Here is a 24947-nt window from a genome sequence, read left to right on the forward strand (position 1 = left end):
CGCCCGAATCAGATACACCAGTCCGCTTCGTGAAGCTCGCCCGACAGTGTCATCGGACTTCCCTCCTGGATCTCGGCGCACCGCACATGCGCCGGCCGCCCGCGGGATTCACTCGACCACCAGGTCGTCGACGACGGCACGCACGCCTCGTGCGGACCACGCGGCCCCTCGGACGGCCTTGCGCTCGGAAAACGGCGCGCGGATCGCTCCGCGCGCCGGATTCCGCCCGATGGGCCATGCGCGCCTGTATCGCCAGTTGCCCGTCGTCCGTTCAGCTGATCGTCAGTTTTTTCTGCCTGACAGGCGCCTTCTTCGGCAATGTCAGCGACAGCACACCATCCAGATACGTCGCCGTTGCGTTCGCCTCGTCGATTTCCGCGGCAAGCGAGAATGACCGGCTGATCGCACCGCTGTAGCGTTCGCGCCGAATCACCCGCTCGCCGTCCTTCTGTTCGTTGTTGCGCTCGATCTTTGCGTTGATCGATACGGTTCCGCCCTTTACATCGATGTCGATGTCCTCCTTCAAGACGCCCGGCAGTTCCGCCTTGACCTTGTAGGCGTCGTCACTTTCCGTCACGTCGATCTTCATCGACGCAAGATCCGGCTGGTCTGCCGGCGCCATGCCGCGCAGCGGTCTGAACAGCCCCTGAAACAGGTCGGACACGGGTTCGATCGAAAACGGATCGTAACGCGTCATGTTGCTCATGATTCGCACTCCTCATACAGATTTCACGTGGCCGCTGCTTTCGTCCCGACAGCATGGGCCGCAATGGGATCGGATGGCACGGCACCGGATGCCGCGCAAGGGACGAATGATCGTTCGAAGTCCAGCGTACCTTTCCGCACCGGTACGCGCTTGATGCGAGTCAAAGGCGGTGGCCGATTACGTACAGAACCGGAAATAACCGCTGTGAAGCAGGATCGGCCGCCCGCCGACTTCCTCGAGCAGGCAGCGTGCCGCTCGCTCGATCGCGGGACGGTGGCGCGCAAAGGCGTCGATGAGATCCCGCTCGCGAAACGACGCCGCGCGGAAGTGATCTTCCAGCGCTTCCGCGGTGATCGCGCAACGCACGCGGCGGCCTTCGACGAGCGCCGGAAAGGCCAGCGCCGGATCCAGGCCGCAGTACGTCGGATGTTCGACAGGAAAAGATATCTGCATGATGACCCCCTGGGCAGATTGCACTGCTCGTCGCCCGCTTCGGATAAATTGGGTACGTCACGCCGTCCGGCCGCTTGCTTGACCGCTGCAGCCCGACCCGTCACCCTGCGGCGCGATGCTAGGCCGCCGCCGCCACGGCATGGGCAGCATCGTTGCTGCGCACGAGCAGTACCGGACAACGCGATCCGCGCAGGAACCGTTCGGCGACACTGCCAAGGAGCAGCCGCCGCACACCGCGTCGGCCGTGCGTACCGATCACGGCCAGATCGATCGAATGATCCACAACAACGCGCTGCAGCCGCTCAGCGATATCCTGACCGAGATCGGTTTCAAGGATTTCCGTATCACCGTTGACTGCCGCGTGCGAGATGGTTCGTTCCGCGCTTCGCAGAACCGCCGCGCCATCCCGCCGGACTTCATCGAGCAGCGCGTCCGGGTCCAGTCGCCCGGCATAAGTGATCAGTAGGGATTTGTCGACGACGAAAACGGCGAACAGGCGCGCGCCGCACGATTTGGCCATCTTCACGGCTTCGTCGAGTGCCTGATTCGACGAAGGACTGCCGTCGACGGCGACCATGATGTTCGTGTACATACCGGCCTCTGTGGATGATACGGCGCGCAAACGGCATTCGGATTGGTTTCCATCATCGGCGCGCGTGGAAAACGGGCGTTGATGGAAGTCAAAGGTGCGTAACGCAAGGAGGCCAACCACGAACCACCAACCGTCCGGCACACCTAAGCGGAACCCTCGCGGAGCAACGCGGCGACATTGCGCTCGCTCAGCGCGGCGATCGTGCGCGACGGATTCAGCCCGAGCGCACGCGGGATCGTCGCACCGTCCATCACGTAGAGCCCGTCGTAACCGAATACCTTTCCGTGCGAGTCCACCACGCCATCCGCGCGCGTGAGCCCCATGTTGCAACCGCCGAGCGGATGCGGGGTGATCAGCTTGTGGAGTTCGCTCCACGTCGGCGGCACGAATGGCTCGCCGCCGGTGACAGCCGACAGGCGCCGGTGCGTATCGACCATCGCAGCGACGACAGCCTGTGATCGCGTGTACGACCAGTCGAGCCGCAACGCGCGACGCCATGGCGCAAACCAGCAGCGACCGAGACGCATGCGCCCGTCCCCCGCATCGATCGCCTGGCCGAACCAGGGCATCATGTTCTCGACCGGGTCATCGCAATCGAAATGGCGCGCGAAGGTTCGCCAGAACGCGCGCATTACCCGGTCGTGCGAGCGCTGCAAGTGGCGGCGCACGAAATCATGTGCAAGGTTGGGCACGCCGCCGTCTTCCACGAACAGCGGCTGACCATTGTCGGCAGTCCCATCGAGAAGGTCGATCGCAGCGGAAATCGTGACCCCGTGCGACGGCGAGATCTTCCGGTGACGATAGAAGCTGGGCGTGACGAAGTCGCCGTTGAAGGCCCAGCCCCAGCCGAGTCGCGGCGATAGATTCGGCAGCGTGCGATGCTCGTCGCGACATCGGAGCAGCAACTCGGTACTACCGATCGATCCGGCGCTGACGATCACCTTGGCGGCCGTGGCGGTTCCCGGTAGAAAACTGCCGGCGGCGGAATCGATGACGTTGAAATGCACGCGCCATCCGTCGCCGAGCGGCTCGAGTTTTCGCACGACGTGCAGCGGCAGGATTTTCGCGCCATGGCGCTCGGCCACGGCCAGATAGTTGAGGTCGAGCGTATTCTTCGCCTGCACCTGACATCCGATGTCGCAATTGCCGCAGTGCACGCACGTGCCTTGCGGTACCCCGTGCACGTTCACGTGCCTGACCGAATGCCGGTCGTCGCGCGCGCCGGGCAAGGCCGGATCGTAGGTCGGCGAGAACGACACGGCGAGCGGCAACTTGCGATACCGATCGCCCCAGCCACACGCGTCGGCAGCGTCGCGCAACAAGCGGGTGCGTTCGCTGATCTGGTTCTCGGGCACCTCCTGGACCGACAGCATCCAGCCCACGCGCTGATAGTAAGGCTGGAGCGCGTCGTACGTGATCTCGGGCGGCCAGCCGTGGTCGAAGGCGTCGGGTCGGGCCTCGACCGAGACGTTGGCGTAGATCAGCGACCCGCCGCCCACGCCCGCGGCCGCCACCACCGACATGTTGGAAAAAACGCGCAAGTCGGCCCAGCCATGGAATCGTTGCGGGTCCTGCTGGTTCCAAAGCCACGGGTCGGACTCGTCGCGCGGATACGTGTGCGGCGTCCAGCGGCGACCGCGCTCGAGTACCAGCACCTTCCATCCCGCCTCCGCGAGGCGACAGGCCGCCACCGCTCCGCCGAAGCCACTCCCCACCACGATGACATCGTATTCAATCGCGCTCATGACGACGATCTCCTGACGCAGGTGCGCCACGCTTCCGATGCGAAACATCTGAAGAACCCGCGATTTCCGCACGCATCACGATGCCGAACGGGACGATGACGAAGCGGCTCGTCGTGGCGCGTTCGTGTTGGATCCGGCAAAACAGTTGCCAGCAAAATGGTTTGGAAAAGCCAGACATCGTCATTCCCCCATCTTGCCCGGCGTGCTCGGCTCAGCAGCGGCAACAAAATAAAAAGCCTTGTGTTTTCAGGCACTTGCAAGCCACGCATGCACGCATGATGCGCGGTTGGCACGGCCCATGCGTTAGTAGCTGCGAGCGCAACGAAAAGTGCTCTCTTCCAAACCGCAGCAAATCTAGGAGATTTATCATGTCCGCACTGGTGATCAACGACCTGTCCCACGCCCACGAACTCGGCCGCAAGGAAATGGCTTCCGTCAGCGGTGGTAGCGTGTTCCAGAACTTCGGAATCAACAACATCGCGACTGGCGGCGGATTCTCCTTCGCCAGCCCCAATACCATCACGGCCCCGGTCACGCAGGTCGATGCATCGACCCACCTCGATCTCACGAGCGTGACCAATTCGGTCAACAATCTCGGCGGCCTGGTGGTCGCGAAGATGGGCCTCTAAGTTTCGCGGTCCATCCTCCTGCGGCAACCCTTTTGGAGTGTCGTAGCGAAGTTCGCGAGCCCGCCCGGGTCTGTTCCCTGGCGGGCTTCTCTGCATGATGAAAACGAAGCCGGCATGATCAGGCGGAGTTGTTGACTACCCGGCAGCTGCACCGCGCGCGCCCTCAGCGGCTCGGTCGATCCCGACGTGCGTTCAGGCTCAGTCTCCTGCACGCGGTCCCATCCCCTTCTCCCTTCTCCCTCGTCGAAATCGATAGCGCCACGGCGTCAGTCATGGCGCTGCGTGGTTGCATCCATGCGTCGTTGACCATCGGCGCAATATCCCCGATGCATTGCGCCACTTCAAATGGTACGTAATGAATTCAGTGATCCGAAGTAAGCAAGAGAAATCCGTGCATCTATGCTGGTTGCAGCCGACTGTCGGTGCATCACCGCATGAGCGCATTTTTCGCGCAAACGCTCGCTCGCTGCTTCCCATCGATGCCTTCGAAGCGGATCGCACGCGCCGCGCCCCTTTCCTGTTGGCCGCGATAAAACAGCAGCCTCGCGAATCGTTTGGAGAAACCCGACATCGCTGTGCCTCGATCGTGCCGGACGAACCCGGTGAAATGGCGTCACACAGAGAGAATTTCGTTTGTTTTCATGGAGTTGGGAGAGCACCCGGCGCGCCTGCGTCGAGACTGGCACGTCCCGTGCATTTGTATCTGCGAGCGCAACGAAACGTGCTCTTTCCCAAACTGAAGCAAACCCAAGGAGATTGACCATGTCCGCACTGATGATCAGCGATCTGTCCCACGCCCACGAACTCAGCCGCAAGGAAATGGCTTCCGTCAGCGGCGGTAGCGTGTTCCAGAACGCAGGTATCAACAACATCGCTACCGGCGGTGGGTTCTCGTTCGCCAGCGCCAATACCATCACGGCGCCGGTGACGCAGGTCGATGCATCGACCCACCAGGACATCACCAGCGTGACCAACTCGATCGCCAATCTTGGCGGCCAGGTCGTTGCGAAGCTGGGCCTGTAAGTTTCGTGATGCTTCCTTGCAGTGGTAGCGGTGTTCGATAGCGTTGAAATGCAGCTTTCCAGGTTGCCGCGGGTTCTTCGCCGCGGCGTTTCAAGCCCGCCAGGTTTCCTTGGCGGGCTTTCTTGCAGGTGCGAAGACATCACATTGAGGTTCTCGGTTGCCGATATCAGTGACTAATATAGGTGATTGCGGCAGCAATGAAATGTCGGATTGTGCTCGAAACATTGAATTCTCGAGGCGCGTGGCGTGATTCGCCGCATGCGCCGTGACTCGATCAACACATGTCGGCGGCCACCTCATGTTGAAGCGCAGAACCTTCGTGTTGGGCGGTGCGGGCGCAGCGGGCATGCTGGTGGTCGGCTGGGCATGGTTTCGCCGCGACGACCGGCTGGCCATACCCGCGCAGCTGGAGAGCTCGCGTGTCGACGTACCGCTGAACGGCTGGGTGATGATCAGTTCCTCTAACGACGTGACGATCGTCATGAGCAAGGCCGAAATGGGCCAGGGCATCCATACCGGCGCGGCCATGTTGCTGGCGGAAGAGCTCGATGCCGACTGGTCCAGGGTCCGAGTCGTCATGTCGCCGCTTGACGCGATCTACAAGGACCGTGAATCGCTGGCCGACGGCCTTCCGTTTCGGCCCGATGACGACAGCCTGCTCGCTCGCGGCGCAGCGGCGTTGGTGCGCCATGGAGCACGCTACCTGGGTTCGATGGTGACGGGCGGATCGACCAGCATGATCGATCTGTGGGGGCCCATGCGCCAGGCAGGCGCCACGGCCCGCGCCATGTTGCGCAGCGCCGCGGCGAAGGATTGGCACGTGCCCGTCGCTGAATGCGAGACGAAAGCCGGCATGGTGCTGCATCGTTCGGGACGCACGGCGACCTACGGTGAACTCGTCGCGCTCGCGAAGGATGAGCCGCGCCCGACACATGTCGATCTGAAAGACCCGAAGGCATTTGCGCTCGTCGGCAAACGGTTGGGCCGCGTCGAGGCGCACTCGAAGCTCGATGGCAGCGCGCGCTATGGCATCGATGTGCTTCCGGACAAGCTCCTGTATGCGAGCGTCACGATGTGTCCGACGCTCGGCGGAACCGCGCTCGATTTCGACAAGTCGACGGTGGCCAGCCTGAAAGGCGTGACGGGCATCTTCAGAATCGAGCCATACCACGGCGGAACGGGAGGTGTTGCGGTCATCGCCGACAATCCCTTCATTGCCATGCGGACGTTGTGCCAGTTGTCGGTCACATGGGACCACGGGCCGGCTGCGGGCGTGAATAGCGCGGATATCCGCACGGCATTGACGCGCGCGCTCGACGGCGACGCGGGCCGCCACGTGTTTTACGCCGCTGGAGACGCCGATGCCGTGCTGAGCCACGCGCAGCCGATCGTCGCGCAGTACGAAGTGCCCTATCTGGCCCACGCGCCGCTGGAACCCATGAATTGCACCGTGCTGGTCGAGGACGGCTCGGCAACGATCTGGTGCGGCACGCAGATTCCCATGGTGGCACGCAAGTCCGTCTCGGCGCTGCTGGACCTTGACGAAGACAAGGTGATCGTCAATCAACAATTGATCGGTGGGGCATTCGGCCGGCGGCTCGAGGTCGACTTCATCGCGCAGGCCGCCGCCATCGCGCTCCATGCGAAGGGGCGGCCCGTACAGACGATCTGGTCGCGCCCACAGGACATGACGCACGACTTCTACCGCCCGGCCTGCGTGGCGAGATACAGCGGTGCGCTCGATGCGAGCGGCAGGCTGGTCGCATGGAAAGGCATGTCGGCCAGCCAGTCGATCAGCGCGCAGGCGATGCCACGGACCTTCGGCATGCCGAGCGTCGCTGCGAAATGGGTGCCCGACGCCACCTCGGCGGAAGGCGCATTCGACCTGCCCTATGAATGCGAGAACACGCTCGTCCAGCACAACACGGTGGCGCTCCCGATTCCGGTCGGCTACTGGCGCTCCGTCGGGCACTCGCATCAGGCCTTCTTCGTCGAAAGCTTCGTCGACGAGATGGCCGTGCTGGCACGGAAAGACCCGATCCAGTTCCGCCTCGACATGCTGACGCAGCCCGCGCACCGGCGCCATGCGGCCGTGTTGCGCGCGCTCGTCGCACTGTCCGGCTGGCGTTCGCCGCTGGCATGGCGTGACAGCCGCGGTGCGCGGCGCGCGCGCGGCGTGGCGATGCACGATTCGTTCGGCAGCGTGGTCGCGCAAGTCGCTGAAGTCTTGCAGGAAGGCGACGGCTTTCGCGTGACGCGCGTGGTCTGCGTGGTCGACTGCGGGCTGGCCGTGAATCCGAACCTGGTCGAGCAGCAGATGGAAAGCGGGATCGTCTTCGGCTTGTCCGCCGCGCTGGAGCAGGCGATCACGATCGAAAACGGGCAAGTCGCGCAGCATTATTTCGACAGTTATCCGCTGGTCAACATGGAGACGTGTCCCGAGATCGTCACGCATATCGTGGCAGGCGGGACCGAGCCGCACGGTGTTGGCGAAGCGGGCACACCGCCGATCGCGGCGGCCGTGGCGAATGCGCTGTATGCGCTCACGGGCGTGCGTCACCGCACGCTGCCGTTCGCCAGGCCGAGCCCGCCCCGGCAAGGAGACGACCGATGGTGTCAGTCCGTATCAACGGGGAAACCGCTCACCTCGATGCCGATCCCGACACACCGCTGCTCTGGGTGATCCGCTGCGACCGGAAGCTGACCGGCACGAAGTTCGGCTGTGGCGTCGGCATCTGCGGTGCATGCACGGTGCTGCTGAACGATCAGGTCGTGCCGGCTTGTCAGCTCCCGGTCGGGACGCTGAACGGTGCGCGCATCACGACCATCGAAGGGCTCGACGGCGTCGAAGCGCGGGCGCTGAAGGCCGCGTGGATTGCCGTCGACGTCGTGCAATGCGGCTATTGCCAGAGCGCGCAACTGATCGCCGCCACTGCCCTGCTCATGCGCTGCCCTCGCCCCGACGACACGCAGATCAACGACGCCATGAAGAACATCGCATGCCGGTGCGGCACGTTTCCGCGCATCCGCAAGGCCATTCAGGCAGCGGCGCAAGCGCTGGGCCGCTGACCGGGATGAATCCGTCGCGCTCGATCAGTTGCTGTTGGCATGCGTCGTGATCTGGATGAAATCCGCGGCAATGCGCCCCTCGCCGTATTTGGCCTCGAGTTGCTTCAACTGCCGATCGATTGCCGCGAGATAGGCGGCGCGCGGCTCGGACGGCGGGCGCATCCCGTCGAACAGCGGCGCGGGTGTGACGAGAAGCGCGATCATCTCGGTCCCGAACGGCTTGCCGATCACCCATTCCCCCATGCTGCCGATCGTGGCCGAATAATTCGGCGGCGCCTGGTTGTCGCGTTCGCGGCTGCTCGGCACGAGATGCACGACGCTTCCGTTGAGCACGTAATAGTCGACGTTCACGTACGAGTCGTAACCGGGTGTCGTGATGTCTATCACGAGCGGGTTGCCTTCAGTGAGCTGCGCATCAGGCGCTCGCGTGCGGATCGACGCGGCGTGTGACGCAGAGCGGTTCGATCGCCAGTACGGCGCAAGCGCGCTCACGACCTCGCAATTGTGGGCATCGACGGGATGCACGTCGAGATTGGCCGCCGGCCCGCCCGCCAGGCCGCTGAGCGCGCTTCGCACGCGCCCGATACCGACACCGGCTTCCGCGTAACCGCGCACCTGCAGCACGTGATCCTGCACCGATGCATCCAGCGCCGAACACGGGATGCGCGCCAGCGCGGCCATCACGGCTGCCAGCGAGATCGTCGGTGCGGGTGCCGGTACCTGTGCCGGTGCCGACGGCGGCTCGCCGGCTGCAGCGGACACGGCGACCGCTGCGGGCGCGACCGCGGGCGCACTGCCGGCCGCGGCGCTCGCCGTCGCGTCACTTCCTCCGCCCGCCGACGCGTGCACGACCGGGTCCGCGACGGGACGCCTTTCGCCGCCCCGCGAAAGCGCCTGATAGCCGTACCAGAGCACGGCGGCCGCGGCCACCGTGCACACGCCCACGGCCGCCCCGGCGCGTGCGGCCGAGGCCCGCTCGGGGCGCTTGAACACGCCCATGCCTTCCAGGAACAGGTTGACGCTGGGCGTGCGGGTCGCGCGGTCGAACGACAGCGCGGCGCTCAAGGTGCGCCATTGCGTGCGATCGAGACCGGGATGGCGTTCGGGCCGCAAATGATCGTGACGCGCCTGGGTGGCCGACAGCCGATTGAACGGATGGTGTCCCGTCAGCAATTCGTAGGTGACGCAGGCGAGCGCGTAGACGTCGTCGCGCGGATCCGGTTCGAGATGCTCGAACATCTCCGGGCTCGCGTAGGCCGGCGTGATGCCGCCAAGGCTCGCCGGATCGAACACGGTGACGTCGGGATCCTCGTCGCGCCGCTGGAATGCGCGTGCGATCCCGAAGTCGATCACCTTCACTTCGCCGCGGTCGGTGAGGAACACGTTCGCGGGCTTGAAATCGCAGTGGACGAAGCCGCGTTCATGCGCGTAGGCCAACGCGTGGCCCATGCCGGCGATGATGGGCAACGCGCTTTCGAGCGGCATGCCCGCAAAGCCCGGTGCACGCAGCACCTTGCTGAGCGGCTGGCCCGACAGATACTCCATCGTGAGATAGACGAGCGGACCATCCCGGTCGAAGTCGTAGACGGTGACGATGTTGCGATGCGCGAGCGTCTGCGCCTTGCGGGCTTCACGCTGAAGCGCGATCAGCGACGTCGGCTGGCCGCGAAACTGCACGTTGAGCACCTTGATCGCGATGTGCGGCTTGCGATCCGAGGCCTCCAGCTTGCGGAGGTCGAGCGCCTTGTACACGGTGCCCATCCCGCCGACGCCCAGGCACTCCTCCAGCACGAAGCGCCCGTTCAGCGTATCGCCGATACCTTTCACGCGCTCGCCGCCGACGGACATTGCGTCGCTCGAGAATCCTGACGGGATGTCAGGACGCGCCTCCGGCCGAAGCGTGCTCTCGTGGATCCGGGTGGCATCGCCCGCGGATGCCGTTCTGTCGTGACAGCGTTCGATGCGCTTCAGCACTTCCGCATAGATATCGTCCGACAAGGGTTGCGTGGTTTGCGTCTGGTCGAGCACCTCGCGCAGCCGGGCACAATCGACCTGACCGGTCGCCAGCACCCGGTCGATCTCGGAGAAGAACGCGTCCTGCGACAGCGTCCCGCTCTGGAATGTGTGAATCAGCCGCGCAAAGCTCATCATTCGTATGCCGTTTACTCAGCTTCAGCTTGCCGACCCGCTTCGGCGCCACATGGCGCCGCCAGGGCGAGGACTGTCCATCGCGTACCGATGCAGCGCGACGTATCGGTGCGGCACCGGACACTGTCGAATCCGCCGCGACGCCATCGTCAGACGAATCGCCGTGCGCGCCGCACCGGCCGCCGGCTCTCGACAGGATATCTAACAAATCATACTAGTCGGTGGTCACGCCCTGCGCAATCGGTGCCGGAACTAGAATCCGCGCGGCATGCGCGCGTCGCCCATTTTCCCGCGCGCGCGGCCGTGCGGCGAACCTATACTGGACAGATTCCCGGTACGTCGTCGCATCGCATGCTATTGCGCGGCGGCCGTTCTCCCATTCGATTTCGCGGAGCCAACCATGGGTGTGCTCGTCATCAACGATCTTCCCGAGAGCGTCGACCTCGACAGACAGGCGATGGCCGCCATCTCCGGCGGCGCGCGGGTCCGTGCGCATCAGACGATGCTCGCGCCGCACGCTTTCCCTTATCTGCACACCGGCGCCCGCGGCGCGGCGCCGGCACGGGCGCCGGTGGCCGAAGCGGAGGCTTGCCCGGCGCGGCCCACGCTGTTGCGCTGACGGATGCGCGACTCGGCTCGGTGCGGCGCGCACGATCAGGCCGCCCGCGCCATCATCGTGGGCCGCCGATCGGCCGGCGGAAATACCCACCACGAGCCGTCGTCGTGACGGAAGAAGAAGATCGCGATCGTGCCCGCCGGATGCGCGGCCTCGACGCAGACGAAGCGCCGCCGTTGCGCGGGCATGCGACTGAAGCGCACGATGCGCGCCGGTACGCGCTCGCTCGGCGCGAGCCACTTGTCGACCTGCATGCGCAGCATGGATTCGATTCCGTTCATTTGAGCCTCCTGGTGGCGATGTCTGACGCGTCGGGGCGTCGTTCATGCGGTGACGATGGCGGCTGCGGCGCACCGGCCGTCCGCATGCCGCGCCACGAGCAATGCGCGGCAAACGGACAACGCGAACCGAAATGCCGTCCGCGGATGCATGACGCACGTGCGAACCTGCTCGCTGTGGCCCGTGCCTTCCACGCACCACGTGCAGAAGTGCTCGCAGTTGTTCGTCAGCAGGCGGTAGCGGTTTTCACCCAGGCGGGAACGCGCGCGCAGCACCGCGGTGCGCCCCGCATAGGCGGCGTACGGATGCGGTACGACGCGAACGGCGTGACCGGCGGCGAAACGTTCGAGCGTGACTTCCTCGATCGGGCCGCGATGCAGCGACGTGCACAACCCCGCGTAGTGGACGACGCGCCCGTCGCCGACGTAGATGCCGTGATGGCTGTAGCCGCCGCGATCCGAAACCAGGTGTGCGCCGGGCTGCAGTGCGTCGACGCCGTCGGCCAGCGACGCCGCATGTGCGATCGCGTCCGCGGCGCCGGCTGCCGTGCGGGACACAGTGCTGTTCACGGGTTGAAGGTCGCGTTCCATGACGGGCTCCGTCTGCAGGTTGGCGGCTGCCCGTGTTGCGCGAGGGTCAGCCGGTTGCCAACTAACCTGCATCAAGCATGCCAATGGCCCGGCGCCCGCCACGCAATGCCTGGCGGGGAATGCCCGGCGAGCCGGGCGCCGCGCTGTCGCCGCGCGGCCAACCATTTTCCGGCGCTTTCGTTGGTGCGACGACACCAGTTGGCGCGCTGGACGGCCGTCCGCGTTCGCCAGCGCATGTGTCGGTTTCGCGACCACGTTCGTGCGCCCGACTGTTGTCCTGCATCCAACCATTGCAGGAACCGGCCGCGACGCACTAGCATGCAAGCAGCGCGTGTCGATGACGCCATGCCTTGCCGCATGCGGCGCTCAGCGGATCGAACGCACGCTCCCGGGCGGCGCACACGGGTTGTGTCACGCATGGCACGAGGTTTGCACGTATTGGTTACCCGATCCGTCGGCAAGCCCCATCCGGAGACTCATCATGACCACGCTCGCGATTACCGACCTTCACATGCAGCACGACCTCGACCGCAAGACGATGTCGTTCATCCGCGGCGCAGGCGCGCCGTGGGTATTCGGCTGGATCCAGCCGTATGCGCCACCGGCGCCGGCGTTCGGGCCGGTCGTCAACCTTTATCAGACGAACAACACGTTCTACGCGAATCAGGTCCTCAACCAGATTCAGAACATCGACGTCGCGAATTCGGCGCCCGGCTCGACCATCGTGGTCGGGGTCAGCGCAGACGGCAGGAACCGGCTCGTCTAGCGGCCGTTCCCGCCAATCGGCAACGCGTGTTCGCAAGCCCGTGACCGGCACGAACACGCCCTGGACGAAAAGGAATGGCGCGCCGTGAGCGCAGAACTGCAATGGACTTCGGCGTCACGCACCGACGTGGGCCTGGTTCGCGAGATCAACGAAGACGATTGCCTCGCGTTGCCGCACCGTGGCCTGTGGGCCGTGGCGGACGGCATGGGCGGACATTCGGCCGGCGATCTCGCGAGCCGGATGATCGTGCAGGCGCTGGAACGGCTGGCCGCGCCGGCCACGCTGGCGGACTTCATCGACGCAGCGCGCACCGCGCTCGATTCCGTCAACGCGCATCTGCGCGAGTCGGCCGTCCAGCGCGGCGTGCGCATGATCGGCAGCACGGTGGCGGTGCTGCTCGCGAGCGGCCGTCAATGCGGCTGGCTCTGGGCCGGCGACAGCCGGATCTACCTGTACCGCGATGCGCAACTGACTCAACTCACGCTCGACCACAGCCACGTCGCGGAACTGCAGGCACAGGGCCACTTGAACGCAGAGCAGGCGCGCCATCACCCGTCACAGCACCTGATCACGCGTGCCGTCGGTGCCGCCGAGCAGCTGGATCTCGACGAACGACGCATCGACGTATGCGACGGTGACATGTTCCTGTTGTGCAGCGACGGCCTGAGCAACGAGATGGAAGAAGCCGACATCGCTGCCGCCCTCGCCTGCGGCGATTGCGCGCGTGCAACGGACGCGCTCGTGGAGCTCGCGTTGCGCGCGGGCGGCCGGGACAACGTCACCTGTATCGTGATCCGCGCCGACGATCCCGATGCGTCGGATCGAACGCTCGCCAACCCTGCCGTGCAACGCTGATCGATCGAACATCGAGCGGACGCGCGCGACGCTCACGCGTCCTTGTCGGGGGCCGTGCCATCCGGATGACGGAACGCTTTCGAACGGATCCCGTGCTTCTTGAGCAGCATCTGCAGGTGCGACCGGTTCATCTCGCATCGGCGCGCGAGCTCGGCCACGGTTCCGCCGGTTTCCTGCAGCCCGCGCTCGAGAAACGCACGCTCCGCCTCGTCGCTCGCGGCGCGCTTCGCGTCGCTGAGCGACATCGGCCTGCCCGGCGTACCGTCATCCGTCGCACGCATCGTGCTCGACACGAGTTTCGGCCGGATGTCCTCGGGCAGGTGCTCGCTATCCGCCACTTCGCCGGCCAGGCACGAGAGCCGGTAGACGAGGTTGCGCAATTCGCGAATGTTGCCCGGATACGCGTAGGTCAGCAGGAAGTCGCGCAGCTTCGGCGTCGTCTTGATGGGCCTGCGCTTCAGTGCCCCGGCCGCTTCGTCGCCGAAGTAGGAGAGCAGCAGCGGAATTTCGTCGCGACGCTCGCGCAGCGCCGGCAACGTCAGATGAATGACGCTCAGCCGATAGAACAGGTCCTCGCGAAAGAGCCCCTGTTCGCTCAATTGCCGCAGATTCTTGTTGGTGGCGGCGACGATGCGCGTATCGACGGTGATCGGCTCGTCCGAGCCGACCCGCTGGATCTCGTGCGACTCCAGCACGCGCAGCAACTTGACCTGGCCGGAGAGCGGCAATTCGCCGATTTCGTCGAGGAAGATCGTGCCGGTGTGCGCGCTCTCGAACTTGCCCTTGCGATCGTTCGCGGCACCGGTGAACGCGCCGCGCCGATGGCCGAACAGTTCGGACTCGAGCAGGTTGTCGGGAATCGCGCCGCAGTTCACCGAGATGTACGGCCGGTCGGCGCGCGCTCCGTTCGCGTGGATGACTTTCGCCATCAGTTCCTTGCCGGTCCCGCTCTCGCCGTCGATCAACACGGGCAGATCGGTCGGCGCAGCCTTCTCGGCGATTTCGAGCGCGGCGAGCAGCTTTGGATTGTCGCCGAAAATACCCTCGAAAATGAAACTGCGCTCGATCAACGCCTGTCGGCGTCGTTGCACCGGGGGCGCGGCCGCTTCCGGCGCATCGGGTGCATCGGACGTCGGCGGCGCGGCCGCCACGGCCTCGACGAAGCGCTCCTTGCGCGACATCTGCATGACTTCGTCGCGCAGCACATTCGCCTGGTTGAGCAGCTTCTCGATGTCGGCGCGCTCGAGCCTGGGTGCCCAGCGCAGCATCGAGCGCAGGATCTCGATCTTCTCGAGCAGGCCGGCATACGATATCGCGGAGTTGCCGAATCCGTGCGGGTCGAAGAGTTTCATGCGGCCCCCAGCTGTTTCTGCACGAGCTGGTAGTACATGCCGTTGAGGGCAACCAGCTCGTCGTGCGAGCCCTGTTCGACGATCGCGCCTTCGTACAGGACGAGGATCTTGTCGGCGCGCATGATGGTGCTGAGCCGGTGCGCGATGATCACCGCCGTGCGCCCTTGCAGGATTTCGTGCATGTTCGCGAGAATGTTGCTCTCCGACTGCGTGTCGAGCGACGAAGTCGCCTCGTCGAACACGAGCAGGCGCGGGTCGTGATACAGCGCGCGCGCGATGCACAGCCGCTGGATCTGGCCGCCCGACAGGCCCACGCCGCGCTCGCCCACTACCTGCTCGTAACCGAGCGGCAATTTGCTGATGAATGCATGCGCGTCGGCCATCCGTGCGACCTCCTCCATGCGGCGCCAGTCGGGGCTCGCGTCGCCGCATGCGATGTTCTCGGCGATCGAGCCCGAAAACACCAGGTTGGACTGCATCACGTAGCCGATCTGCGCACGGTAGAAAGCCTTGTCGATCGCGCTCATGTCGTATCCGTCGACCATGATCTTGCCGTCCGTGGGTGCATAAAATCCCACGAGCAGCTTCGCCAGCGTGGTCTTCCCCGAACCGCTGCGCCCGACGATGGCCACCATCTCGCCTCGCCTGATCGTGCAGTTGATGTTCTCGAGCACGTATGGCGTTTCGTTGCCGCCATAGCGGAAATACACGCCATCGAAGCTGATGTCGCCCTGCAGGTCCGGCAGCAACACGCGCGAGGCCAGTTCGGACGGCTGTTGCTCGGGCGCGATGTCGAGCACGTCGCCGAGCCGCTCCATCGCCACCGCCGCGTCGTTCATCAGGCTCCACATGCCGACGAGCCCCATCAGCGGCGCCAGCACGCTGCCCATGAACGCATTGAACGCGATCAGTTGCCCGATGCTGAGTTCATGCGCGAGTACCAGGTTCGCACCGACCCACAGGATCACGACGGTGGTCGCCGCATTCAGAAGCTGGCTGCACAGCGACACCACGATATTGAATGCCTGCGCGCGGTACTGGACGTCGAGCGCCTTCGCATACTTGCGCTCCCACTTCAGCCGGACCGAGCGCTCGATGCCCATGCCCTTCACGGTCTCGACGCCGCCGAGCGTCTCCATCAGCAGCGACTTCGCATCGGTGGACGCGGCAAACACCTCGCGCGCATAGCCTTTCAGCTTCGGAGTCGCGAGTGCCGTGAGCGCCATGATCGGGATCACGAAGGCGATCAGCACCAGCGTCATCTTCACGTTGTAGAGAAACATGATCGTGAAGTAGATGAAGATCATCAGAAGATTGAGCGCGGTGGTCACGGTGGACTCCGTCAGAAACGCCCGGATCGTCTGGTTTTCCTGGAAGCGCGCAAACACGTCCCCGCTCTTGCGGCGAGCGAAGAACGAATAAGGCAGCGACATCGTATGTTTGTAGAACTGCGACATCATCGCGAAGTCGAGACTGCGCACCATGAAGTTGGAAAGATGCGCGCGGATCGTGGTCATCAACTGGGTAAACACGTTCGAAATGACGAGCCCGGCAATCAGCAGATGCAGCAGGCTGACGTTCTGGTGCACGACCACGCCGTCCAGAATGCTCTGGATGATCAGCGGCGGTATGACGCCCAGCACCTGGATCACGAACGTTGCCAGGAACAGATACCCGAGAATCTTCCGGTAAGGGTGCAGATAGCCGATGAAGCGCACCCATGGCGAACGTGACTCGGCCGGCGCCGCGGCCGGCCCGCTCGCGGTAAACAGCAGGCAGGTGCCGCTCCAGCCGCGTTCGAACGCCTCGACGCTCAGCTTCCTGAAGCCAAGCGCCGGATCGGCGATACGCACCCACTGCTTCGATACCCCGTACACGACGACGTAGTGGTATCCCTCCCAGTGCACGATGAACGGCAGGTCGAACCCGAGCAGCGCCTCATACGTGCACTGCACGCCGCGCGTCGCGAAGCCCACCGCCTCGCCGGTGCGCGCGAGACTGTCGAGCGTCGCGCCCTGGGTCGTCACGTTCGCCAGATCGCGCAGCTTGCCAAGCGTCATCGCGACGCCGTAGTGACGGCAGATCATCGCGAGGCACGCCGCCCCGCAATCCATTTCCTCCGCCTGCTCGACCAGCACGAAACGCTTGATCATGCGCTCGCCGAACGCGGCGTCGGCGCCGATATCGATCTGCAGCGGGTGGCGGCGCCGTTCGGCGAGTTTCTTCTGACGCTTCAGTTCCTGATCGACGAAGCGGATGCGCTCCTCGAGCACCTCGCGCAATTTCGGGTTGCGCTCGAGCATGAAGTGCACGGTCTTTTCCGGAATCACGAGCAGGCGCGTATCGGTGACGGCGGTGACGGTCGCCGCCTGCTCCTGCCGCAACAGGCAGGCGCGCTCGCCGAAGATCTCGCCTGCGCCGAGCGTCGCGAGCGGATAGTCGTTGCCGTCCTCGTGGCACGACACGCTGACCTCGCCCTGGCGCACGACATACAGCCGGAGGTCGCCGCCCGGGCCCTGCCGGACGATCTCCTTGCCGGCCGCCACGCGCTTCACGCCGACGCTCGACACGTATTCCTCGAGCTCGGCGCGCGTCAGCTTGCCGCGCAGGTCGAACAGCCGCGTCACGAAGCCGCCGGCCGAACTGATCGCGACATAGCTCGTCACGAACGACTGCGCGGCGGGATTGTCGCGCAGGATCGGCTCGATCGCGCTGCGCGGGATGCACAGCACCTCGGTCTTCGTCGACGCGCGCACCGACACCTCGTGCCAGTAGTCGCGCAGCATCGCCATTTCGCCGAACACTTCGCGTTCCTTGCGCACGCCGACGCTGGTTTCCTTGCCGCGCTCGTCGGCGATCAGGCGCACGGACCCGGAGCGCAGCACATACAGGCCTTCGGCCGGTTCGCCGCGATTGCAGACGGTATCGCCGAACGCGTAGGTGCGCACCTGCGCATGTGCGGCCATGCGATCGAGTTCGTCGGGCGAGAAGAGCGACAGCGGCTCCACCGACGCGAGAAACTCCGCGAGCGACGGGGTGCTGGCCGGGGCCGGGGCTTGTGCGTCCATCGATGCGGTTCTCCGTGATCAGCGTGCGTCGATGATGTGTTCCTGCGCGCGCGCGGCGAGCCACTCCTCGCGCAGCAGGCGGCGCACCTCCGACGCGACGTCGGCGTCGAGCGCGGCCGGGTGTTTCGCGGTCACCGAGAAGATCTCGAAGAACGAGCCGTCGGGCGCCGCGAACGGCCCGAGCAGGTCGCCCACGCGCGCGTTGAACACCTTGGCCTCGATATCCGTCTTCAGCGAGCCGCGCAGCACCTTGCCGATCACGCCACCGCGCTCGCTCGTGTCGGCGATCGAATGCTCGCGCGCCATGTCGCCGAAGCTGTCCGGGTCGTCCTCCAGGATCGCCATCATTTCGCGCGCCTTGCCTTCCGAATCCAGCACGATGTGGCTGACCTCGATGTTGTCGAACTTCGGCGAATTGAGCTTGAAGTACGCTTCGACGGCCGCATCGCTGCACACCGTGTCGAGCGTCTTTTCCTGATACAGCGTATCGGTGATGAATCGCTCGAACTCGTCGAGACTGACGCCGAACACGTCCAGGTAGCGGTTCATGTCCGCCGCGCGGTGCAGTCCGTGCACGCGGCGAAACTGGTCGGCACGGTCCTGGATTTCGTCCGGCGTCACCTGCACGCCCATCTTCCGCGCCGCGATCACCGTCAGCCGGTCGCGAACCTGCTGTTCGACGAGGCCTTCGAACTGCCCGGTGAGCTTCAGCACGCGGATGAAATCGTCGGTGCCGATCACCTCGTCGTCGATACGCACTATTGCCGTCATCTCGTTCCCCTTGATCCTGTCAGCGGCGGTTCGCCCTGATGCGCCGCCGATGCCGCACGTCACCGCTTGCCTGCGTTCCACTGCGCCGTGGATGTCCCCATCAGCCCGCGATCTGCCTGAACGGGTCCAGCGCGACCCCGATCAGGCGGCGCTCGCGCACCACGATTTCCGCCGTGGCCGTCATCCCGTAGCGCAGCGGGTATTTCGTGCCGGCAATCGTGTACGCGTTGCGCTCCAGCGCCACGCGGCCTTCGTACACGGGTTCCTTCGTCTGCGCCTGCGGCTTGGTCGCCGGCGAGATGTATTCGAGCGTGCCGTCGATCACGCCGTAGCGCTGATACGGAAACGCGTTGAACTTCAGCTTCACGGGCAAGCCTTCATGCAGGAAGGCGCGGTCCTGCTCCGCGATCGCGACCTTCACCACCGGCCGCGCATCGGACGGCGCGATGCTGCCGAGCGGTGTGTTGGCGAGGATCTTGTCGCCGGGCTGCGTCGTCGTCACATCGGTGATCACGCCGGAGACGGGCGCCAGCACGAGCAGAAAATTGTCCTTGTCGATGTTCTCGAAGCGAATGCGCGCGGCGGCATCCGCGGCGAGGCGCGCCGTCTGCACCTGCAGGCGCAGCTTCTCTTCGGTGTTCGCGATGTCGCGCACGGTTGCGTCGTACTGGATGCGCAGCCCGGTCAGCGTCTCGCCGCTGCCTTCGAGTTGCGCCTTCGCCTGCGCGAACTCGTGGCTCTGCTGCGCCTCGAGCTGCGTGAGCCGCGCCTGCGCGACGCGAAAGCTGTCCTGGGCCTGCAGGTACGTGCTGCGCTTCTGCTCCACCTGGCTCTGCGACACGCCGCCGCCGCCCGGCTGCGCGAACAGGCGCGCGTATTTGTCCTGCTCGTCCCTGGCGAGATCGAGCGCGTGGCGAGCGTTGTCGATATTGCTGCGCGCTTCGTCGATCTGCGCGCGCTGAGATTGCGCGAGCTTGCTGGTGCCTTCGGCAATTCGGTTCTGGTGCAGGTGCTCCTCGACCTCGATCTGCTGCTTCAGCGCGTCGGCCTTTCGCTCCATCAACTGCTTCTTGTCCGGAAACTGCTTCCATTCGCGCTCGGCGTCGTCGAGCTTGAGGCGCGCATCGAGCGCGTTGGTCGCCGCCTCGATCGCGCCGCGGGCGTTGATCCGGCCGATCACGTCGTTCTTTTCGACCGGCTGACCTTCGGCGATATAGATGTCCACCAGCTCGCCGTCGACGGGCGCGTAGATGCGGCGCACCTCGGACTCCGGTGCGAGCGCACCCTGCGCCGTCACGATCACGTCGGCGCGGCCGACGAACGACCACAGCAGCGCGCACACGACGAGCCCGACCATCGCGATGATGGTCGCCTGCGTGAGCCGCGATGGCTGCGCGGTCAGGATCGCGATCCCTTCGACGCTGTGATCCTCCAGCGCCTCGCCCAGCGAGCGCGGCGGTTCGGGCGGCGGCTCCTGCCGAGCGCTCCTGAAGAGGCTATCGAGCTTCACCGTGCCCTCCCGACGAAGCAAGTCGTTCCAGCGTCGCGACATGTGCGGCGAATTGCGGCGTCGCGAAGCGGAACTGCTTCAGGCGATCCAGCACGGCCGGCCCGTGGCCGGCCCGCGCGTCGCTCTCGAACTGCAGATACTGCTGCAGATCGGCACGCACGGTGTCGAGGCCGCCGAGGCGCGGATAGCGCTGCTCGTCGTCGGCGAGCAGCGCGGGAAGACCGTCGAACCGGTCCGCGTCGAGCGCCGCCGCGATCGCGCGCTGCAACCGCTCGAGCGCGGCCACATAGACGGAGTTGTCGCTTTGCAGCCTGCGCAGCTCACTGAGCGCGTCGGCATACAGCGTGCCGAATGCGGGAACGTATGACGAAATCCGGTCGAGGAGCCGCTGATGCGCGCCCGGGTCATCGTTCCAGCGGCCGGTCAATGCCTTGATCGGCGCTTCGTCGCGGTAGATGCGGATCGGCGCTTCGGGCCCGCCGCGCCCGACAACGAACGCCTGCAGTTCGCCGATCCACGCGACTTCGTCGACGAGCGGCCGCGCGTCGGCGTTGTGGCGGGCCAGCGCGCGCATGTCCTGCACGACGGCTCGGGCGCGGTCGAAGGCGCGCGCATTCATCGCGGCGATCCAGTCCGGTACTTTCGACCGGACGATGGCCTCGGTGCCCAGCGCGAGGAACGCCGGATCGTCCGGATGGCTCGCGAGCTGGCGGTCGGCGAGTCGCGCCGCCTGCGCGGTGTCGCCGCGCGCGAGCAGCGCGTGCATGTCGCGCAGCGGCGCATCGCGGAAATACAGCGTCGCGAACAGCAGCACGGCCACCGCGAGCAGCCCGCCGCTCCACCAGCCCAGCCGTTGCAGGTTCACGTGGCCGCTGCCGCCGAACGCCTCGCTCAGCTCCGACAGGAAGACTTCGATCCTGCCGCGCCGGTGGCGTGCGTCATGCGCGGTTTCCGCGGCGCCATGCGCGGCGTGCGGATTGACCTCGTCGTCCTGCTGAACGGCCGGCACCGTGCAGAAGATGTCGAGGAACGAATGCGCGGTATCGACGAAGGTGGTCCGATCGAGGTCGGCGGCGGCCGCATGCGCGGCGGCGCCGGGCACCGACGACGCCGTCACGGTGGAGTCCGGCCCCGGCTCGCGCTGCACTCCGACGCGATAGACGAAATGATCACCGCCGAACGCGAGCATCGCGCCGTCGGCGAGCGGCACCGCATGCTCGTCGAGGCGCCGGCCGTCGACAAACGTCCCGTTCGTGCTGCCGAGGTCTTCCACGAACACGTCGCCGTCCTGCACGTAGATGTGCGCGTGACGCCGCGACAGATAGTTGACCTGATGCGGATACGCGTTGCGGTAGCACGCGAACGTATCGTCGGTCTTGCTCACGAGGAACGGAAAGGCGGTAATGATGACCGGTTGCAGGCCGAGATCGTCGCGCTCCGGCGCGAGCGTGACGACAGCCGGCCGCACCGGCTGATGCGTCGCGCGCGGCACCAACGCAACGCGGTACGCCAGCGCGCCGGCGAAGCGCAGTTCGTCGCCGTCGCGCAGCAGATGCGGCTTCTCGCCGACATCGACACCGTTGACGGCCGTACCGTTCTTGCTGCCGAGATCGGCGACATAGGCCGCGCTGCCTTCAAAGAAGATGCGCGCATGCCGGCGCGACAGGTCGGCCACCAGCTCGGGCCGCGCGGCCGCGAACGGCGTGTTGGTCCGCCCGACGGCAAACAGCGCCTTGTCGATCCGGATCTCGCTCAGCTCCGGATGGGAAACCGGCTTGAGCACGATGTCGAACTGCCGTTCGAGTGCGGCTTGTTTCTCGGCAATCGAAGCGGCGTCTGGAACCATGATTCGGCCAACGATCGACATGCGCCCGCCAATGGGCATGCGGCGCAGGAATCGCGACGCGCTTTCGAACCACCTGTGTGAAGTCGCGCCGCCAAGGCACGCGGCGGCACGATCGTGAAAAAAGTTTAGGCGACGAATGGCGGTAGTCAATCGGCCCGCATCGATTGCGCGGCTGCGCAGGGCTGGCGTGTTCATTGCAGCGCGTGGCCCGCCGGCGCGCTGTCCGCATTCGAGATTTCGACCGCGCGCCAGCCGCCGCCGATCGCCTTGTAGAGCGTGACCGTGTCGCTCAGAATCTGCTGATGATTCGCGAGCAGCGCAAGTTCCGCGGACGCCACCGAGCGTTCCGATTCGAGCACCTCGAGCTGCGACACGAGCCCTTCCTTGAGCTGCGCCTCCACCTGCGCGGCGACGGTGCGCAGACGCTGGCCCTGCTGCTGGAGCTGCACGCGCTGCTGCTTGTGCGCGTCGAGATCGACGAGCGCGTTTTCCACTTCCTTGAATGCGGTGAACACGGTCTGCCGGTACTGCTGCTCGGCTACTTTCGTCTGCGCGTCGGTCGTCTTGATGTGCGCGCGCACGCCCGGGTCAAACATCGGCAGGTTGATGCTCGGCAGGAAGCTGAACGTGAAGGCCTTGAAGAGATCCGACAGCGCGAACGCCGCGGTGCCGCCGCGCCCCGTCAGGCTGATCGACGGCAATTGCGCCAGCTTCGCCGCGCCCACTTCGTCATACGATTCGAGCACGCGATACTGCGCGGCGACGACATCCGGCCGGCGCGCGAGCAGTTGCGCGGGCAGCCCCATCGGCACGTCCGGCAGCTTGATGCGCTGCCGGAGATGGCCGGCAGGAATCCTGAATTCGCCGGCCGGCACGCCCAGCAGCGTCGCAAGCGCGTTCTCGGCCGTGTCGCGCGAGCGGTGCAGCTCGATCAGTTCGTTCGCCAGCCCGTTGATCTCCGCGCTCTGCCGCAGCACTTCCGTCTGCGGCGCGACGCCGTTCGCCAGCATCGACTGGTAGATCGCGAGGATCTTCCGGTTCTTGTCGAGCGTGCGCTGTTGCTGCTCGATCTGGTCGTCGAACTGGAGGATCCGGAAATACGTGCTCGACACATCGGCGACGAGCGTCAGGTAGCCGGCGCGCCAGTCGGCCTCGGTCGCGCGGTATTCGGCCTTCTGCGCCTGCACGCCTTTCTCGACCTTGCCCCAGATGTCGATTTCCCAGTTCACCTGGCTGCCGAGGTTGTAGCTCTTTGACAGCTTTTGATGCGTGTTCTTTTCGAAGTCCGCGCCCGCGCCGAGGTCGGCGCTCGGCAGCGCGCCCGCCTGGACTTCGCCGACCTGCGCGCCGGCCACGCCAATGCGCGCCGCCAGCACCTTGATATCGACGTTGCCCGCGATGGCCTTGTCGATGAGCGCGTCGAGCGTCGGATCGTCGAAGCTCTTCCACCATTCGGCATTGACCGCGTCCGATGCGGATACCGGACCGTGCGCGTGCGCCCACGTGGTTTTTGCCGGCATCTCCGGGCGCTTATAGGCGGGCATGTTCAGGTCCATGCAGCCGGACAGCAACGCCGCGCATGCGCCGGCGCAACCGGCGATGCGGGACAGCGAACGCACGAGACCGCGGCAGTTGCGCGTGGCAGTCGGCGACAGGTGAATGTTCACGATCGACTCCTTGGGAGTAGCGCGGCGACGATGCGGGATCGGGTGGATGTGTTGGTGTCGGTGCTGCAGCGTGGCTCGCTCGCGTCTCATCTTGCATGGGGCGTGCCAGCCGCTCGCGGGATCAGCGGGAATCCTGCCGGGCGGTTTGCCGACGCAGGTCTGGGCGCTGCAGACAGGGGGCGGGGCGACGTGTGCGCGGCACCCGGATCGAGGGTGCGTGATGGGCCGTCGCAGACAGTTTCGGCTCAGGATGTCGGGAAGGAACCGACACTCGCGCAATGGGCGGCAGCGCTGCCGTTCGACGCGCGCATGCGACGCGATCGTCGATCGGCGCGCGCGACGTCACTTCACGTAGATCGTGATTTTCTTCGAGTAGACCGGGGGATTTTGCGGCACGTGGTTGGCGTCGCCCATCAGGAGCTGCAGCGTGTGCTTGCCCGGCGGAAGCTCCAGCGTGGTTTCGGTCTCGCCCGCGCCGAAATGCAGGTGATTCCGGTCGGATGGAATCGGCTGGTCCATCGGCGGCAGGTCCGTATCGACCAGCAGGTGATGGTGGCCCGTGTTCGGAAACTGCACATGCGACGGCGCGACACCCATGTCGCGCAAGCCGAACCATACCCGGAACGGACGTCCGGCCGGCAGTACCTGGCCGTCGTTGGGCCATCCGATGTAGACGACGGCCTTCGCGGACTGCGCGCCGGCCTCCGCGGTCGTCGGCCCCGTCCATAGCAGCGTCACGGCAACGGCGAAGAGGATGAGCTTGTTCATGGCGTCAATTCCCGGTGCGGGGCAGCAGGCGCGGCATCGCGCGCTACTTGACCGTGATCGTGATCTTCTTCGAGTACACGGGCGGATCGTGCGGCACGTGGTCGTGGTCCCCCATCAGCAGTTGCAGCGTGTGCTTGCCGGGTGGAAGTTCGATGCGCGCCTCGGTTTGACCGGCGCCGTAATGCAGGTGATTCCGGTCCGACGGTATCGGTTGATCCAGCGGCGGGAGATCGGTATCGATGAGCACGTGGTGATGGCCCACGTTGGGCCGCTCGATGCCTTTCGGGCAGATACCCATGTTGCGCAGACCCATGCGCACCCAGAACTTGCCGCCGGTGATCGTTGCACCGTCCGACGGCCAGATGATGTACGCCTCGGCGCCGGGCGGCGAAGACGTACGCCCGGCGGCAAGCGCGATCCTCGGCGCCAGGACGGCGGCGGCAAAAGCCAACAACGTAGCCCTTCTTCGCATCGTGTTGCTCCTCGCGTGGGTG

23 protein-coding genes and 1 pseudogene are annotated in these 24947 nt (G+C 65.5%); 7 read left to right on the forward strand and 17 right to left on the reverse strand.

All coding sequences use genetic code 11. The annotated features are described in order from the left end of the window. Positions 1-108: 108 nt before the first annotated feature. The 6 genes and pseudogenes from C7H84_RS03845 to C7H84_RS36195 form a co-directional block, all read right to left on the reverse strand. Positions 109-192, reverse strand: a pseudogene (locus C7H84_RS03845) (OsmY domain-containing protein); the annotation flags it as partial. Between the two features lie 79 nt (positions 193-271). Continuing rightward, positions 272-706 carry an Hsp20/alpha crystallin family protein gene (locus C7H84_RS03850; RefSeq protein WP_121857490.1) on the reverse strand — a complete coding sequence of 145 codons (435 nt, stop codon included), beginning with the start codon at positions 704-706 and terminating at the stop codon, positions 272-274. A gap of 177 nt (positions 707-883) precedes the next feature. Then, positions 884-1159, reverse strand: a complete 276-nt coding sequence (locus C7H84_RS03855) for a DUF1488 domain-containing protein (protein ID WP_121857491.1) — start codon at positions 1157-1159, stop codon at positions 884-886. 118 nt (positions 1160-1277) lie between these two features. Next, complete coding sequence (locus C7H84_RS03860) at positions 1278-1751, reverse strand: universal stress protein (protein WP_121857492.1); 474 nt, start codon at positions 1749-1751, stop codon at positions 1278-1280. Between the two features lie 143 nt (positions 1752-1894). After that, positions 1895-3496 (reverse strand): GMC family oxidoreductase, encoded by a 1602-nt coding sequence (locus C7H84_RS03865; RefSeq protein ID WP_121857902.1) that lies wholly within the window; start codon positions 3494-3496, stop codon positions 1895-1897. After that, on the reverse strand, positions 3483-3674 hold the full coding sequence (locus C7H84_RS36195) for a hypothetical protein (protein WP_162999195.1): 192 nt from the start codon (positions 3672-3674) through the stop codon (positions 3483-3485). The genes C7H84_RS03865 and C7H84_RS36195 overlap by 14 nt, the downstream gene beginning before the upstream one ends. 190 nt (positions 3675-3864) lie before the next feature. Between C7H84_RS36195 and C7H84_RS03870 the strand changes: the two genes are divergently transcribed. From C7H84_RS03870 to C7H84_RS03885, 4 genes are all read left to right on the forward strand, one after another. After that, positions 3865-4125, forward strand: coding sequence for a hypothetical protein (locus tag C7H84_RS03870; RefSeq protein ID WP_121857493.1), 261 nt, complete (start codon positions 3865-3867; stop codon positions 4123-4125). A 762-nt stretch (positions 4126-4887) separates the two neighbouring features. After that, a complete protein-coding gene (locus tag C7H84_RS03875; RefSeq protein ID WP_121857494.1) occupies positions 4888-5148 on the forward strand; it encodes a hypothetical protein in 261 nt (86 codons plus the stop codon). A 298-nt stretch (positions 5149-5446) separates the two neighbouring features. After that, the gene (locus tag C7H84_RS03880) at positions 5447-7831 is read left to right on the forward strand and encodes a molybdopterin cofactor-binding domain-containing protein (protein ID WP_121857495.1); all 2385 of its coding nucleotides are present in this window, start codon (positions 5447-5449) and stop codon (positions 7829-7831) included. Beyond that, positions 7759-8217 (forward strand): (2Fe-2S)-binding protein, encoded by a 459-nt coding sequence (locus C7H84_RS03885; protein ID WP_121857496.1) that lies wholly within the window; start codon positions 7759-7761, stop codon positions 8215-8217. Before C7H84_RS03880 ends, C7H84_RS03885 begins: the two co-directional genes overlap by 73 nt. A gap of 24 nt (positions 8218-8241) precedes the next feature. Here the strand turns inward: C7H84_RS03885 and C7H84_RS03890 are convergent, their stop codons facing one another. Next, positions 8242-10368 (reverse strand): serine/threonine protein kinase, encoded by a 2127-nt coding sequence (locus C7H84_RS03890; RefSeq protein ID WP_121857497.1) that lies wholly within the window; start codon positions 10366-10368, stop codon positions 8242-8244. A 397-nt stretch (positions 10369-10765) separates the two neighbouring features. Here C7H84_RS03890 and C7H84_RS03895 point away from each other — a divergent pair, with 397 nt between their 5' ends. Further along, positions 10766-10984, forward strand: a complete 219-nt coding sequence (locus tag C7H84_RS03895) for a hypothetical protein (RefSeq protein WP_205611388.1) — start codon at positions 10766-10768, stop codon at positions 10982-10984. A gap of 35 nt (positions 10985-11019) precedes the next feature. Here C7H84_RS03895 and C7H84_RS03900 read toward each other — a convergent pair whose 3' ends face one another. Together C7H84_RS03900 and C7H84_RS03905 are read right to left on the reverse strand one after the other, a co-directional pair. Beyond that, positions 11020-11262: a hypothetical protein gene (locus tag C7H84_RS03900; protein ID WP_162999196.1), complete on the reverse strand. Its 243-nt coding sequence runs from the start codon at positions 11260-11262 to the stop codon at positions 11020-11022. A 42-nt stretch (positions 11263-11304) separates the two neighbouring features. Beyond that, complete coding sequence (locus C7H84_RS03905) at positions 11305-11850, reverse strand: lecithin retinol acyltransferase family protein (protein ID WP_121857498.1); 546 nt, start codon at positions 11848-11850, stop codon at positions 11305-11307. A gap of 481 nt (positions 11851-12331) precedes the next feature. Here C7H84_RS03905 and C7H84_RS03910 point away from each other — a divergent pair, with 481 nt between their 5' ends. Beyond that, positions 12332-12616, forward strand: a complete 285-nt coding sequence (locus tag C7H84_RS03910) for a hypothetical protein (protein WP_121857499.1) — start codon at positions 12332-12334, stop codon at positions 12614-12616. Between the two features lie 84 nt (positions 12617-12700). After that, positions 12701-13471 carry a protein phosphatase 2C domain-containing protein gene (locus tag C7H84_RS03915; RefSeq protein WP_121857500.1) on the forward strand — a complete coding sequence of 257 codons (771 nt, stop codon included), beginning with the start codon at positions 12701-12703 and terminating at the stop codon, positions 13469-13471. A 32-nt stretch (positions 13472-13503) separates the two neighbouring features. Here the strand turns inward: C7H84_RS03915 and C7H84_RS03920 are convergent, their stop codons facing one another. The 8 genes from C7H84_RS03920 to C7H84_RS03955 form a co-directional block, all read right to left on the reverse strand. Next, on the reverse strand, positions 13504-14823 hold the full coding sequence (locus tag C7H84_RS03920) for a sigma-54 dependent transcriptional regulator (protein ID WP_121857501.1): 1320 nt from the start codon (positions 14821-14823) through the stop codon (positions 13504-13506). Beyond that, positions 14820-17891 (reverse strand): peptidase domain-containing ABC transporter, encoded by a 3072-nt coding sequence (locus C7H84_RS03925; RefSeq protein ID WP_121857502.1) that lies wholly within the window; start codon positions 17889-17891, stop codon positions 14820-14822. The genes C7H84_RS03920 and C7H84_RS03925 overlap by 4 nt, the downstream gene beginning before the upstream one ends. A gap of 18 nt (positions 17892-17909) precedes the next feature. Continuing rightward, a complete protein-coding gene (locus C7H84_RS03930) occupies positions 17910-18662 on the reverse strand; it encodes a peptidylprolyl isomerase (RefSeq protein WP_121857503.1) in 753 nt (250 codons plus the stop codon). Between the two features lie 100 nt (positions 18663-18762). Continuing rightward, positions 18763-20172, reverse strand: a complete 1410-nt coding sequence (locus C7H84_RS03935; protein WP_205611389.1) for an HlyD family efflux transporter periplasmic adaptor subunit — start codon at positions 20170-20172, stop codon at positions 18763-18765. Next, a complete protein-coding gene (locus C7H84_RS37545; protein WP_121857504.1) occupies positions 20159-22018 on the reverse strand; it encodes an FHA domain-containing protein in 1860 nt (619 codons plus the stop codon). The genes C7H84_RS03935 and C7H84_RS37545 overlap by 14 nt, the downstream gene beginning before the upstream one ends. Positions 22019-22209: 191 nt before the next feature. Further along, complete coding sequence (locus C7H84_RS03945) at positions 22210-23637, reverse strand: efflux transporter outer membrane subunit (RefSeq protein WP_121857905.1); 1428 nt, start codon at positions 23635-23637, stop codon at positions 22210-22212. A gap of 390 nt (positions 23638-24027) precedes the next feature. After that, entirely contained in the window at positions 24028-24453 is a 426-nt protein-coding gene (locus C7H84_RS03950) for a DUF4399 domain-containing protein (RefSeq protein WP_121857505.1), read from the reverse strand. A 43-nt stretch (positions 24454-24496) separates the two neighbouring features. Next, entirely contained in the window at positions 24497-24925 is a 429-nt protein-coding gene (locus C7H84_RS03955; protein WP_121857506.1) for a DUF4399 domain-containing protein, read from the reverse strand. Positions 24926-24947 lie beyond the last annotated feature (22 nt).

This window comes from Burkholderia sp. Nafp2/4-1b (assembly GCF_003635165.1).
GTDB lineage: Bacteria > Pseudomonadota > Gammaproteobacteria > Burkholderiales > Burkholderiaceae > Burkholderia.